Raw genomic sequence first — 13,516 nt, 5'->3', positions numbered from 1 at the left:
TATACACCTCTTATACTAATTTATATAGAAATAAACATTAATTTAGTTGCGTCCATTTTATTTATAAGACACCTTTAATTAGTTGATTATAGTCTTTATTTCTGTAATATTACTTATTCTCCGATGATGACACGAAGTACGTTTGGATGATTTTTAAAAGTTTTTGTTCCAGCACCATATCCAATTGAATTTACTTTCATTGACGGAATCGTACAAAATTCATCTGCTAGCACAGCTATAATCGCTGCGCCTGTCGGGGTTGTAAGTTCAAATCTTATATTGCTCTGTTCGATTGGTACACCTTTTAATATTTCTAGTGTAGCAGGTGCAGGAACTGGATAAATACCGTGATCAATATGTATTTTTCCTGTACCTACAGGAATTGCTGAAGACTTGATTCTCTTTATTTCTAATTGTTCAAGTAAAATTGCAGCTCCGACAATATCAATAATAGAATCGACTGCACCTACTTCATGGAAGTGAACCTTTTCTAATGGCATACCATGAATACGTCCTTCCGCTTCACCAATTTTCCGAAAGATTTTTAATGAAGTAGATTTAACTGCGGGAGTTAATTCAGATGATTCAATCATTTTTACAATATCACTGTATGAACGATGTTGGTGAGCGTGGTTGTGAATATGTCCATGGTCATGAGTATATTCATGATCGTGAGTATGTCCGTGATCATGAATATACTCATTATCGTGAGTATGTCCGTGATCATGAGTATGTTCATTATCGTGAGTATGTCCGTGATCATGAGTATGTCCGTGATCATGAGTATGTTCATTATCGTGAGTATGTCCGTGATCATGAGTATGTCCGTGATCATGAGTATGTTCATTATCGTGTTCATGGTCGTGAACGTGTTCTTTGGCTGTTAGCACTACATCAAACTTAGTACTTGTAATCCCATTTTTCACGGTTTTTTTCCAGGTTAATTGATATTCATCTTCAAAATTTAGCTTTTTTAATTCTTTCTCTAACAAATTTGGATCTGTACCGGCATCTAGGAGGGCTCCAATGAACATATCACCACTTACTCCGGAAAAACAATCAATATAAAGAGTTTTCATCTCTTTCGACCCCCTTTTTTATATTATCTATTAGTACAGCATTGTATCCAGCACCAAACCCATTGTCTATATTTACAACACTTATGCCAGATGCGCATGAATTTAACATTGTAAGAAGTGCTGATAATCCATTAAAATTTGCACCATAGCCAACGCTTGTTGGAACTGCAATTACCGGATGCGAAACGAGTCCGCCAACTACACTCGGAAGGGCACCTTCCATTCCTGCTACGACTACTGAGACAGTCGCCTGTTGAATCTGCTCAATATTATCAAATAAGCGATGAATGCCTGCAACACCAACATCATAAAAACGGCGAACTTCACTTCCTAATACTTCAGCTGTTACTGCTGCTTCCTCTGCTACTTTTAGATCTGAAGTACCTGCACAAACAATTGCTATGTATCCCTGATACCCTTCTTTTTCATTTTTGTTAACTTTCCAGAAAAGTATTTGTGCTGTTTCATTATAAATAAATTCAGGATGCTCAAGAAGAATATAATCTGCTTTTTCTTTTGAAATTCGTGTAACTAATACACTATCTCCTTTTGATAGTATTGCTTTCATAATGGAAAGGATTTGATCTTTCGTTTTCCCTTCCCCATAAATTATTTCTGGAAACCCTTGACGATTCTTCCGATGATGATCGACTTTAGCAAAACCCAAATTCTCATATGTTGCTAACTTTTCTTTCGCCTCTGTAATACTTAAAGTGCCTTTTTGGACTTGCATCAATATCTCTTCTAGCATTGTTTTCACACACCTTTAAGAATTTTGTTCAATTAAAACCAATATTATATATTTTTTTGGTGCATCTGGTTCATATAAATTTGGATACTTCAAGTCTGACCTTTTTGACTCTACCGTAAACTAATTTAAAAATACCAAGAAACGTTATTAGTTTTCCAATCAACCATTGCTGGGTGACCGACTAATTATAGAATAAATTTTCAAAAATGCCTAGCTGAAAGGTTCTACCATAGAAATAGGTAAGCCATCCAAAGCCTCCATTTTAGTCAAGTAAACATTCTTTCTATTTAGTGAATTCAGGACAATTTACATGCTATCTTTACATTAATGACTCATCTATTGCTAGTTATAACAAAAAACAGAAAAACCCTATAATGGGCTTTTCTGTTTTTCACTTACAATTCTATTCGTACATCTTTTAAAACTATTTTCAAGTAATTATTTCGCTGCCTTCTCATATTCTTGTTTGAAGAAGCTCTTCATCGAATGGAAAACATCTGATTTTTGTTTTAGGATGTAGTAGCGGAATTTTTCATCGTTAATGTTTTTATACGCGGACATTAGTGTAGAGTGTCGATTGTATTGGTTTACTTCCCCATAACCAAACATATTGCTAACTTTCATTAATTCTTGAACTAATTTTACACAGCGAGCATTATCAGATGTTAAGTTATCTCCATCAGAGAAATGGAATGGATAAATATTGTATCTTTCAGGTGAATATTTGTATTCAATAACTTCTAATGCTTTTCGATATGCAGATGAACAGATTGTTCCTCCACTTTCTCCTTTTGTGAAAAATTCTTCTTCTGTCACTACTTTAGCTTCTGTATGATGCGCGATAAACTCAATGTCTACAGACTCATACTTTGTTCTTAAAAATCTAGTCATCCAAAAGAAGAAGCTACGTGCCATATACTTTTCCCATAAGCCCATACTTCCGCTCGTATCCATCATTGCAAGTACGACGGCTTTAGATTCAGGTTTTCTAATTTCGTTCCATGTGCGGAATTTTAAGTCTTCTGGTGATATAGGATAGAATGACGGTGTACCACTCATGGCATTACGTTTAAATGCAGACATCATTGTTCGCTTTTTATCAATATTACCCATTAAACCTGTTTTTCGAATATCATTAAATTCAATGTTTTCCACTGTGTTTAAATCTTGTTCTTTTCTTTTTAGATCAGGTAATTCTAACTGACTAAAAAGAGCTTCCTCTAATTCCATTAGTGAAACCTCTGCCTCATAATAATCTTCACCTGATTCTTTTCCTGCGCCTTGCCCTTTACCAGCACCTTTTTGCGGCTGGCCACCTTGTGAACCATCTCTTGCTACTACATCGCCAACTTTACTGTCTCCAGTACCCTGACCAACGTGTTTATTTTTATCATAGTTGTATCTAATCTTATACTCATCTAGTGACCGAATTGGAATTTTTACTACATCGCGTCCGTTTGACATTATGATGCTTTCTTCTGTGATTAAATCGGCTAAATTCTTTTTTATCGCCTCTTGTACCTTCTCTTGGTGTCGCTGTTGGTCATCGTGTCCTTTACGATGGAGGGTCCAGTCTTCCTGTGAAATGGTAAAATTATGCTTTTGTTCATGTTCATTATTTTCATTACTCATTTTCTTTCCCTCCCTTACTTGTTTTGATTTATTTGTAAAAATAAAAAAATCGTCACACAGTAATACACATTTGCATAAACTAATTCGGTAGGTGATTTTCTACCCTTTTTTATGGATTACTCTATCATATGCAGAAGGACACAATAATTGACAATGTTTCTTCTAAATTTTACACCCATTTTTTCAGAAAATAGGACGAGTCCTTAAAATTAAATATATTTATATAAAAATTTTAATCAATTTTTGTCAGAAAAATTACACAATATTGAACTAAAAAAAACAAAAAATAAGTGGAAAACTAGAAAAAGTTCTCCACTTATTTTTTTTATGGTAAATTATGCCCCATACCAGCTACATAAATTCTTAACCATTGTTCCGCTGTCATATTCAATTTTGTAGACTCAACAGCTGCTTTAACACGTTCAATTTTACCAGAACCAACGATTGGCATCATTTTAGCAGGATGAGCTAATAGCCATGCATACATTACTTCATCAATTGAATTTGCACCAATCTCACTAGAAATTTCTTCAAGCATCGCTCGCACACGTACCGCAGCTTCAGACTGACTTGTAAAAATTTGACCACCTGCTAGTGGAGACCAGATCATCGGAGCAATCTCTTTTTCAAGTAATAAATCAATTGTTCCCTTATCAAAATGCTCTAATTGCATCGGTGAAACTTCAATTTGATTAGTTACTAAAGGCATTTCAAGGTGAGCTTGTAATGCATTAAATTGAGATGGTAAAAAGTTTGATACTCCAAAATGACGTACTTTACCTTCTGCATGAAGCTGATTAAATGCTTCAGCTACTTCTTTTGGATTCATAAAAGGATTTGGTCTATGTATTAATAATAAATCGATATAATCCGTTTGAAGATTTTTCAAAGAATTGTTAACGCTCATCAAAATATGTTCTTTACTAGTATCATAATGATTCATTTTCAATTCCGGAAATTTTGATGATTTTAACTTGATGCCACATTTAGTAATGATTTGAATATTTTCTCTTAGCTCCGGTTTTAATGCTAAAGCTTTTCCAAAAATTTCTTCACAAGTATATCCTCCATAAATATCGGCATGATCAAAAGTTGTAATGCCTAATTCGATACACTCTTCTATAAACGCTACTAATTGTTCGGATGTCATATTCCATTCGCCTAAGCGCCATAAACCATGGATTATTTGTGAAAACTCAAGACCTTCAGTTAGTTGAATTCTTTTCATAAACGCTACTCACCCTTCTATTATTGATTATTATAATTATAGGATAAACGATTTGAATTGCAAAAGAAAACGGCTATCTAATAGATAGCCGCTTAAACATTTTATCGGTTTAGTAATGAGCCTACATAGCGTAATAATTCATTTGCTGATGATGAGTTATATCCATACTCATCAATTAGACGACTAACTACATCATTAATTTTCTTTAACTGACGCTCATCCGGCGTTTTTGTGGATGTCGTGATTTTTACAACATCCTTTAAATCTGAAAAAAGTTTCTTTTGAATTGCCTCTTTTAATCTTTCATGTGAATTATAATCAAAACGTTTTCCTTTTCGAGCATATGCTGAAATTCGAATTAAGATTTCTTCGCGGAATGCTTTCTTCGCATTTTCAGAAATTCCAATTTGCTCCTCAATCGAACGCATTAGTTTCTCATCTGGATTCATTTCTTCACCAGTTAGAGGATCACGCAGCTTATTCTTGTTGCAATAAGCTTCAACATTATCTAGATAGTTATCCATCAATGTTTTAGCAGACTCCTCATATGAGTACACGAAAGCCTTTTGAACTTCATTTTTCGCTATATCATCGTATTCTTTTCGTGCGATTGATATAAAGTTCATATATCTTTCACGGTCTTCATTTGAAATTGAAGGGTGCTGATCCAATCCATCTTTTAATGAACGTAAAACATCTAACGCATTAATGGATGGAATCTCTTTTCGAATAATTGTAGATGAAATACGGTTAATTACATAACGTGGATCGATACCATGCATACCTTCATCTAAATATTCCTTCTTCAGTTCTTCTAAATCAACCGTGTTATAGCCTTCTACCATTTCACCATCATATAAACGCATCTTCTTCACTAAATCAATATCTCCTCGTTTTGGTTCTTTTAAACGAGTAAGAATTGTAAACATTGCTGCAACACGTAATGTATGTGGAGCAATATGAACATTTGAAACATCACTTTCAGAGATCATTTTTTGATAAATTCTCTCTTCTTCACTTACTCTTAAATTGTACGGAATTGGCATTACAATAATACGCGAGTGTAGCGCTTCATTCTTCTTATTGTTAATAAAGGATCTGTACTCTGTTTCATTCGTATGTGCAATGATTAGTTCATCCGCAGAAATCAATGCAAAACGCCCTGCCTTAAAGTTACCTTCTTGCGTCAGGGATAGTAAGTGCCATAAAAACTTTTCATCACATTTTAACATCTCTTGGAATTCCATCATTCCCCGGTTAGCTTTATTCAATTCACCATCAAATCGATAAGCACGTGGATCTGATTCCGATCCAAATTGAGCAATTGTGGAAAAATCAATACTACCTGTTAAGTCTGCAATATCTTGGGACTTAGGATCTGATGGACTAAAGGTACCTATTCCAACCCGACGATCCTCTGATAAGAAAATTCTTTCTACCATAACATCTTCAATTCTTCCACCAAACTCTTGTTCAAGTCTCATTAAATTTAAAGGTGAAAGATTTCCTTCAATTCGAACTCCATATTCAGTGAAAAAGTCATCTCTCAAATGGTTAGGAATTAAATGCAATGGATCTTCATGCATCGGGCAACCTTTAATTGCGTAGATTGCACCTTGATCATTCCTTGAATAAGATTCTAAGCCTCTCTTTAACATCGTAACTAGTGTAGATTTACCACCACTTACAGGACCCATTAATAATAAAATACGTTTTTTTACATCTAATCTCTTGGCAGCGGGATGGAAGTATTCTTCCACGAGCCTCTCTAAAGCTTCTTCTAATCCATATAGGTTGTTATTAAAGAAACTATAGGTTTTTTTACCATTAACTTCTTCAATACCTGCGTCTTTAATCATATTATAAATTCTAGAATGTGCAGTTTGTGCAACCAATGGCTCTTCTTTTAACATTTCAAGATACTCAGCAAAAGTGCCTTCCCATCTCAGTCTTTGTTCCATGTCCCGGTGCTGCTCAAGTTTCTTTAAAATATCCATGGACAAGTACCTCCTTCTTCTCATCTGTAAGAGAGATTATTAAAGGATATGCAAGGATGTCCGTACTCATGCTATATCTTTCTTTAGGAAAATATATTTTATCACTTTCTAATCTGTTGAACGTATTATGACTAAAGTCACGAGATTCTAAGAACGGATCATTTCCTTTCTTACGATTAGTAGTATAGATAATCGCTATTATTTGGGAGCATGAATGTACCTTTCTAACACAGCAATCATAGTAAATTGCTTTACAGTATTTTGAATGGATTATTCTTATTTTTATATGTGGGCTATTAGATTTTTTAAAAGAAAATTAGTAGCAAGCGTAATTGTCCTTCATTTGAATCTAGTTTGATAAATTTCCTTTCATAATTCTACGTTTTTTTTGTATAATAAGTTTAGGGTATTGGGAATTTTTCAATTGGGAGGATACATACTGATGAGACTAGTATTAATTTTATTAGTTACAGCATCATTCTTGACAGCAATTTTCGCAGCTGGATATAATGACAGACCTGGACTGAAAAACCGATAATATTTCAAAGGATGCTTCTAAAAACGGATCTTAATTTATTTTAGCCGTTTTTATGGAAGCATCTTTTTTTGCTGATTAGTCTTTTAATTAAGTTACATTAAAGTTAAATGCAAAAAAAAAAATCACCATTTAAGGTGACTTTTGTTTATTATTTCGTATAATCCTTTACTTTTAGCAATTCGCGAAAATCTTGCTGACGTAAAGCTTCGTAAATTAAAATTGCAGCAGTGTTTGATAAATTTAGAGATCTAATATGATCTGTCATCGGTATACGTAAACAAGTTTCCATATTTTTTTCAATTAATTCCTTTGGAAGACCTGTAGTTTCTCTACCAAATACAAAGAAAATTTCTTCATCTAAATTTGTATAGTCAAAGTTAGAATAAGTTTTTTCGCCAAATTTAGTAATAAAATAAAACTTTCCATCTTTATATTTATCAAATAAATCATCTAAGGAATCATGATAATGAATATCTACATGTTCCCAATAATCAAGTCCAGCTCTTTTTAACATTTTATCATCAGTTGAAAATCCTAATGGACGAATTAAATGCAAACTTGTATCAGTTCCTGCACAAGTACGTGCAATATTCCCTGTATTTGCTGGAATTTGTGGTTGATATAATACAACGTGTATTCCCATCTCTTTCACCTCTATATTGTTTCAATGCTCTCTATTATACCAAATTCATTATTAATAAGGTATTATTCCATCGGAGCATTAGAAAAACCATCAATTATATGAAAAAACTTGTACTTTATATTCTCTGTAAAAGCAGTTGAGTCATAATATGACCAATATCTTTTACGACTATTAACAGTATGTGCATTCACTAATGGTTCACCATTTTCATCCTTAGCAACGACAATTGTACAGTGATTCCAAACACCATCACCTTCGAAATCATATACAATAATATCTCCTAATGAAAGCTGCATTTGAGAAGACACTTCTTCTGCCTTAATTTCACTTTTAGCATTTGGCAGAAATCGCCTTAACGCATGTGCAACTCTCCAGCTATAACTACTGTTCGAATGATTTCTATACCACCAACCTACTCCAGGTTTTGGCATTCCAACCATTTTAACTCCACCAGCCCTTAAGCATTGGGATATAAAGTTAGTGCAATCATTGGCATACAAAGGATATTCCTTATTATGGCCATCCCACCATGTTTCAGCATATTTAACAGCATTAAATCGGTTATATCCACTATTTCGATCAGATGACTCACTTTCAGCTATGTCTTCTTCTTCCTCGACTTCAAAGGGTTCAAGATGATAATCAACTGGAAAGGCGATATCATATAAAATCTCTTCTTTTTCAATCGCCATTTGTCTTTGTTCTTGATCTTCTTCAAAATATAAATCAGTTTGCTTTAAAAAATATCTAGTATGCAAAGTATAATTAATATACGTTATGTCATTTTCGCTCCAAAGATTGCTAACCTCGAGGTTTCCATATACCTTTACTAAAGAAACATTACGCTTATTATATAGTTCAACTTTACGTTGAATCGTCTGATATTCTTGCTCTTGAATAAGATGGCTTCTTTGTCCTTCACCAAAATAAAGCTGTAATCTTTTTTTTAAATAACGCTCTAAAAGGTCGCGATTAAACAAGATAATCCCCCTTTTCAACATTTATTTATATTCTATACGATGTTGAAAAATAGGAGATTATACCACTCATTATTCTTTACTTCGAAAGAATAGCATTAATTTCATTTAAAACAATCTCGTCTTCCTCATATTGTAAACAACTTTCGATAAAAGGAGTACCGTCCTCTCCTTCTATTTCTGAAATAGCCCAGATAGCAGTTCCTCTGATTACAGGCCGCACATCTTTTTTTGCTAATTGTTTTAAATCCTCTATTGCTGATTCGTCTTTAAAATGGGCCAATGCCAAAATAGCATTTCGCTGAATAGGATTCTTTCCTCTCCATGACCCAGACATTTGACCAAACCTACTTTTAAACTCTCTATTACTCAACTTTAATACTGAACGTAATAAGGGTTTAACAGACTCAGCATCTGCTTCCATCTCTGCATGATGAGTAAAATTAACGCCTTTATTTTTAGGACATACAGTCTGACAAGTATCACAACCATATATACGATTTCCAATCTCTTTTCGAAACTCAACAGGAATCATTTCTTTTGTTTGAGTTAAAAATGCTATACAATTCTTAGCATTCAATTGACCTGGTGAAACAATAGCACTTGTAGGACATACATCTATACACTTTGTGCACTCCCCACATTGATCCTCAATAGGTGTATCCGGCTCAAAGGGTAAAGAAGTAATCATTTCTCCTAAATATACATATGAACCAAATTCTGGAGTAATAATAGAGCAATTTTTAGCGCTCCAACCTAACCCCGCACGCTCTGCTACAGCTCGGTCTACTAACTCACCCGTATCGACCATCGACTGTACCTTTGCATTTGGATAATGCAATAAAATAAATGACTCAAGCTGTAGTAATTTCTTTTTAACTACTATATGGTAATCCTCGCCCCAAGAAGCTCTACAAAATATACCTCTTGTAGAACCTTTTTTGCTTTTAGGAGGATTTTTCAACTTAGAAGGATATGCTAAAGCAATTGCAATAATTGAATTTGCTTCTGTCATAATCTTTCTAGCATCTACCCTTCTTTCAATATCCTTTGTCTCAAAACCCGATTGAAAATTTAATTCCTGCTGATTATACAAACGACTCTTTAATGTTAAAAACGGATCAACAGTCGTAAAACCAATCTTATCTATTCCAATTTCCTTACTATATGAAATCAATTCCTTTTGAAATTCTTTAATATTCACAAGAATCACCTAACTGCCTGTTAATTTACAAATTATATTTTCTATTCTAGTCAGAAAATTAATTATTTATCTAATTATGACACAAAAGCTTTCTTTAAAATTCTTTTTAAATATAAAAAAACGCAATGTATCGTTCTTCATTGAATCAATACACTGCGTTGTTATCAAGTTATAAGTGCTAAGCTACTAATACAAATGTAATAAGTATTTAGTAGGTTTTTAATGAACTTGTAATTAAATTTATCATAAATATGTCATATATTCAAGAATAAATGCAAATTTTGTCGAAACAAGTATGTTAATTAAGTAGCTGCTATCCAATTTCTTCTCGGAAATGAACGTTGTATCAAATACATGAACTAATACTAATCAAAACATTATTGAGCTTATATAAGAGATTTTGAAAGATTTGTAGAAATTTGAATAAAGGTATCGCCAATTATCCCATAGAATTCTTCTATTATAAGGTAAAAATAGGAGGAGAGTTGTTATGACAGATACTATGGCAATTGAAGAAAAAGATCCGCTAGTTGAAAGTTTAGAAGGTGTCTGTAGTTTAATTGAAGAAACGAATGACAGAATTGATTTTACACAGGATACACTGATGGAGCTTGATCGCTACAATAATGAGAAATTAAAAAATGCAAAGCAATTTACTTTTAAAGTAGCAGCAGCTAGTCTGTTAGTAGCAACAACTGGTTTAGTAGTTGCTTTAGCGAATAAGAGGAAAACAAAAGAAAATAACTATGATTGGTACAATGCAAAGAAAAAAACTAAATTTGTTAAAATGCAGTGAGAGCTGCAGAGATAAATTAATAAAGATAGGCAGCGACCATTGAGATAGTCGCTGCCTTATTTTTTACACTGAATGCGATATTAGTTTAGAACTATGCGTATTACAATAATTAAACTTTTTAAATCAAAAAAAGAGTTCTGCATTTCTGCAAAACCCTTTTCCTTGTTTTCAATATAGCGGTGACAGGACTTGAACCTGCACATCCGTGAAGATACCTGATTTTGAGTCAGGCGTGTCTGCCATTCCACCACACCGCCAAAATTTATAAATTAATTATAATATATGAAAGTCAAATTGTCCAATCTAAAACTGGAATAAAGCTAGGGCTGGCGATAATTGAGCCGGATCTACGATAATTAAGCTGGTTTTCCCCAGAATTAAGTGGCTAAAAAAGTATATCAACGAGAATACGCAATATATCAACGAAGTTCACAACTTTATCAACATAGTTCAAATATTGTTCGTATTTTTGAGTTTAGAAACGTTCCTCAACAACTTCGTATCAGTGCGATATGCTCCAAGAGAAAGAGCTAAAAATTCCCTAAACAAAAACCTCTTACATTTGTAAGAGGTTTTTTTGATACCGAGGGCCGGACTCGAACCGGCACGGGGTCAACCCCCGCAGGATTTTAAGTCCTGTGTGTCTGCCATTCCACCACCCCGGCAGAAGTAAATTAAAAGGCGGTAACCGGATTTGAACCGATGATAAAGGTTTTGCAGACCTCTGCCTTACCACTTGGCTATACCGCCATAATTTGGAGCGGAAGACGGGGTTCGAACCCGCGACCCCAACCTTGGCAAGGTTGTATTCTACCACTGAACTACTTCCGCATAATGGCTGGGCTACCTGGATTCGAACCAGGGCATGACGGAATCAAAATCCGTTGCCTTACCGCTTGGCTATAGCCCATTAATTAAGAACTTATTATACTATATTCAATTTAATATTAATTTTATTACTCACTTGAGAAATCATTATTATAATTTAAATGGGGCGACCGATGGGAATCGAACCCACGAGTGTCGGAACCACAATCCGATGCGTTAACCACTTCGCCACGACCGCCATTATAGTATTATTTGGCAGGGGCAGTAGGAATCGAACCCACACCAAAGGTTTTGGAGACCTCTATTCTACCGTTAAACTATGCCCCTATAAATAAATGGTGGAGGGGGACGGATTCGAACCGCCGAACCCACAGGGAGCGGATTTACAGTCCGCCGCGTTTAGCCACTTCGCTACCCCTCCGGTTAAAGAGTGCCGACTAGAGGACTTGAACCCCCAACCTACTGATTACAAGTCAGTTGCTCTACCAATTGAGCTAAGTCGGCTTAATAAAATTATATATCTTAAATTTGATACGTTGCCTTAATCAATTCAACTCTTAATCGTCCTTGTCTCAGTAAGTGATTCAAGATGCTTCTCAACAAGTACGCTGAAGCTTTGCTACGAAGCTTATTCGTTCCTGCTCTACCAATTGAGCTAAGTCGGCAAATTATGATATTTAATATGGTGGCTCGGGACGGAATCGAACCGCCGACACGAGGATTTTCAGTCCTCTGCTCTACCGACTGAGCTACCGAGCCAACTTAAATGGCGGTCCCGACCGGGATCGAACCGGCGATCTCCTGCGTGACAGGCAGGCATGTTAACCGCTACACCACGGGACCATTTGGTTGCGGGGACAGGATTTGAACCTGCGACCTTCGGGTTATGAGCCCGACGAGCTACCAGACTGCTCCACCCCGCGATAATGTGGATACTATTTTAATTAGATCCATGAAGTTTATTTCGTTAAGACCATCCCAATCTCAGGATGTTTATGCAAGTAGCGGCTCGATTGGTATGCTGAAGTAATTCCTTCGAAGCATATTCGTTCGTGCTCCACCCCGCTATAATAAGAGTATTGATAAATTTTAAAGATATGGTGGAGGATGACGGGCTCGAACCGCCGACCCCCTGCTTGTAAGGCAGGTGCTCTCCCAGCTGAGCTAATCCTCCGTAATAAAATGGTGACCCGTACGGGACTCGAACCCGTGTTACCGCCGTGAAAGGGCGGTGTCTTAACCGCTTGACCAACGGGCCATTATATTTGTCCTGAGTTATATGGCGGAGAGCAAGGGATTTGAACCCTTGAGACAGGGTTACCCGCCTACACGATTTCCAATCGTGCTCCTTCGGCCACTCGGACAGCTCTCCAAAATGGCTCCGCAGGTAGGATTCGAACCTACGACCACTCGGTTAACAGCCGAGTGCTCTACCACTGAGCTACTGCGGAATAATCAAGAACCAAGCGACGTTCTACTCTCACAGGGGGAAACCCCCAACTACCATCGACGCTGAAGAGCTTAACTGCCGTGTTCGGTATGGGAACGGGTGTGACCTCTTCGCTATCATCACTTGATTCAATTCCTTAAGGACATTAATTATTATATCAAATCTCATTTAAAAGTCAATGCTTTTTCAAAAGTTTTTTATAATAATTTTTGTACCTTCAAAACTAGATAATGTCATTATCAAACTTGTTAGTTAAGTCCTCGACCGATTAGTATCAGTCAGCTCCACGTGTCACCACGCTTCCACCTCTGACCTATCAACCTGATCGTCTCTCAGGGGTCTTACTAGCTTAACGCTATGGGAAATCTCATCTTGAGGGGGGCTTCATGCTTA

The 13,516-nt window shown here is 35.6% G+C and carries 9 protein-coding genes, 16 tRNA genes and 2 rRNA genes; 1 reads left to right on the top strand and 26 read right to left on the bottom strand.

Features of this window, described 5'->3' with window-relative positions:
- Positions 1 to 113: 113 nt before the first annotated feature.
- The 8 genes from larC to queG all read right to left on the bottom strand — a co-directional run bounded on the left by larC (position 114) and on the right by queG (position 10,049).
- Positions 114 to 1,079, bottom strand: coding sequence for a nickel pincer cofactor biosynthesis protein LarC (larC, locus tag ACFCYN_RS21140; protein WP_375951552.1), 966 nt, complete (start codon positions 1,077 to 1,079; stop codon positions 114 to 116).
- Complete coding sequence (larB, locus tag ACFCYN_RS21135) at positions 1,060 to 1,830, bottom strand: nickel pincer cofactor biosynthesis protein LarB (protein WP_375951550.1); 771 nt, start codon at positions 1,828 to 1,830, stop codon at positions 1,060 to 1,062. The genes larC and larB overlap by 20 nt, the downstream gene beginning before the upstream one ends.
- Positions 1,831 to 2,268: 438 nt before the next feature.
- The gene (gene yhbH, locus ACFCYN_RS21130) at positions 2,269 to 3,462 is read right to left on the bottom strand and encodes a sporulation protein YhbH (protein WP_025671718.1); all 1,194 of its coding nucleotides are present in this window, start codon (positions 3,460 to 3,462) and stop codon (positions 2,269 to 2,271) included.
- A gap of 325 nt (positions 3,463 to 3,787) precedes the next feature.
- Positions 3,788 to 4,690: an aldo/keto reductase gene (locus tag ACFCYN_RS21125; RefSeq protein WP_375951548.1), complete on the bottom strand. Its 903-nt coding sequence runs from the start codon at positions 4,688 to 4,690 to the stop codon at positions 3,788 to 3,790.
- Between the two features lie 101 nt (positions 4,691 to 4,791).
- Entirely contained in the window at positions 4,792 to 6,687 is a 1,896-nt protein-coding gene (locus tag ACFCYN_RS21120; protein WP_172446103.1) for a PrkA family serine protein kinase, read from the bottom strand.
- 686 nt (positions 6,688 to 7,373) lie between these two features.
- A complete protein-coding gene (gene trmL, locus ACFCYN_RS21115; protein ID WP_098171705.1) occupies positions 7,374 to 7,868 on the bottom strand; it encodes a tRNA (uridine(34)/cytosine(34)/5-carboxymethylaminomethyluridine(34)-2'-O)-methyltransferase TrmL in 495 nt (164 codons plus the stop codon).
- A gap of 62 nt (positions 7,869 to 7,930) precedes the next feature.
- On the bottom strand, positions 7,931 to 8,848 hold the full coding sequence (locus ACFCYN_RS21110; protein WP_375951545.1) for an amidase domain-containing protein: 918 nt from the start codon (positions 8,846 to 8,848) through the stop codon (positions 7,931 to 7,933).
- 76 nt (positions 8,849 to 8,924) lie between these two features.
- Entirely contained in the window at positions 8,925 to 10,049 is a 1,125-nt protein-coding gene (queG, locus tag ACFCYN_RS21105; protein WP_375951543.1) for a tRNA epoxyqueuosine(34) reductase QueG, read from the bottom strand.
- Between the two features lie 490 nt (positions 10,050 to 10,539).
- Between queG and ACFCYN_RS21100 the strand changes: the two genes are divergently transcribed.
- Positions 10,540 to 10,845, top strand: a complete 306-nt coding sequence (locus ACFCYN_RS21100) for a hypothetical protein (RefSeq protein WP_172446106.1) — start codon at positions 10,540 to 10,542, stop codon at positions 10,843 to 10,845.
- A gap of 174 nt (positions 10,846 to 11,019) precedes the next feature.
- Here the strand turns inward: ACFCYN_RS21100 and ACFCYN_RS21095 are convergent.
- The 18 genes from ACFCYN_RS21095 to ACFCYN_RS21010 all read right to left on the bottom strand — a co-directional run.
- A tRNA-Leu gene (locus ACFCYN_RS21095) sits at positions 11,020 to 11,102 on the bottom strand.
- Between the two features lie 324 nt (positions 11,103 to 11,426).
- Positions 11,427 to 11,510: transfer RNA gene (locus tag ACFCYN_RS21090), tRNA-Leu, on the bottom strand.
- Positions 11,511 to 11,524: 14 nt separating this feature from the next.
- A tRNA-Cys gene (locus ACFCYN_RS21085) sits at positions 11,525 to 11,595 on the bottom strand.
- A gap of 6 nt (positions 11,596 to 11,601) precedes the next feature.
- Positions 11,602 to 11,676: transfer RNA gene (locus tag ACFCYN_RS21080), tRNA-Gly, on the bottom strand.
- 4 nt (positions 11,677 to 11,680) lie between these two features.
- A tRNA-Gln gene (locus ACFCYN_RS21075) sits at positions 11,681 to 11,755 on the bottom strand.
- Positions 11,756 to 11,835: 80 nt separating this feature from the next.
- Positions 11,836 to 11,911: transfer RNA gene (locus ACFCYN_RS21070), tRNA-His, on the bottom strand.
- A gap of 15 nt (positions 11,912 to 11,926) precedes the next feature.
- A tRNA-Trp gene (locus ACFCYN_RS21065) sits at positions 11,927 to 12,000 on the bottom strand.
- A gap of 9 nt (positions 12,001 to 12,009) precedes the next feature.
- Positions 12,010 to 12,094 (bottom strand) — tRNA-Tyr (locus ACFCYN_RS21060).
- Between the two features lie 10 nt (positions 12,095 to 12,104).
- Positions 12,105 to 12,177: transfer RNA gene (locus ACFCYN_RS21055), tRNA-Thr, on the bottom strand.
- A 179-nt stretch (positions 12,178 to 12,356) separates the two neighbouring features.
- Positions 12,357 to 12,432 (bottom strand) — tRNA-Phe (locus tag ACFCYN_RS21050).
- An 8-nt stretch (positions 12,433 to 12,440) separates the two neighbouring features.
- A tRNA-Asp gene (locus tag ACFCYN_RS21045) sits at positions 12,441 to 12,516 on the bottom strand.
- 3 nt (positions 12,517 to 12,519) lie between these two features.
- Positions 12,520 to 12,596 (bottom strand) — tRNA-Met (locus ACFCYN_RS21040).
- 175 nt (positions 12,597 to 12,771) lie between these two features.
- Positions 12,772 to 12,847: transfer RNA gene (locus ACFCYN_RS21035), tRNA-Val, on the bottom strand.
- 9 nt (positions 12,848 to 12,856) lie between these two features.
- Positions 12,857 to 12,931: transfer RNA gene (locus tag ACFCYN_RS21030), tRNA-Glu, on the bottom strand.
- A 22-nt stretch (positions 12,932 to 12,953) separates the two neighbouring features.
- A tRNA-Ser gene (locus ACFCYN_RS21025) sits at positions 12,954 to 13,045 on the bottom strand.
- 4 nt (positions 13,046 to 13,049) lie between these two features.
- Positions 13,050 to 13,124, bottom strand: a tRNA-Asn gene (locus tag ACFCYN_RS21020).
- Between the two features lie 10 nt (positions 13,125 to 13,134).
- A 5S ribosomal RNA gene (gene rrf, locus ACFCYN_RS21015) occupies positions 13,135 to 13,250 on the bottom strand.
- Positions 13,251 to 13,371: 121 nt separating this feature from the next.
- Positions 13,372 to 13,516 (bottom strand): 23S ribosomal RNA (locus ACFCYN_RS21010); the annotation flags it as partial.

The organism is Gottfriedia sp. NPDC056225 (assembly GCF_042267765.1).
Lineage (GTDB): Bacteria > Bacillota > Bacilli > Bacillales > Bacillaceae_G > Gottfriedia.
Note: the sequence above shows the minus strand (reverse complement) of the source record. Positions and strands in the feature narration are given on the sequence as shown.

Bases quoted from the DNA above. Each gene is read 5' to 3' on its own strand.
- larC (WP_375951552.1), bottom strand. From the start codon at position 1,079: ATGAAAACTCTTTATATTGATTGTTTTTCCGGAGTAAGTGGTGATATG.
- larB (WP_375951550.1), bottom strand. From the start codon at position 1,830: ATGCTAGAAGAGATATTGATGCAAGTCCAAAAAGGCACTTTAAGTATT.
- yhbH (WP_025671718.1), bottom strand. From the start codon at position 3,462: ATGAGTAATGAAAATAATGAACATGAACAAAAGCATAATTTTACCATT.
- ACFCYN_RS21125 (WP_375951548.1), bottom strand. From the start codon at position 4,690: ATGAAAAGAATTCAACTAACTGAAGGTCTTGAGTTTTCACAAATAATC.
- ACFCYN_RS21120 (WP_172446103.1), bottom strand. From the start codon at position 6,687: ATGGATATTTTAAAGAAACTTGAGCAGCACCGGGACATGGAACAAAGA.
- trmL (WP_098171705.1), bottom strand. From the start codon at position 7,868: ATGGGAATACACGTTGTATTATATCAACCACAAATTCCAGCAAATACA.
- ACFCYN_RS21100 (WP_172446106.1), top strand. From the start codon at position 10,540: ATGACAGATACTATGGCAATTGAAGAAAAAGATCCGCTAGTTGAAAGT.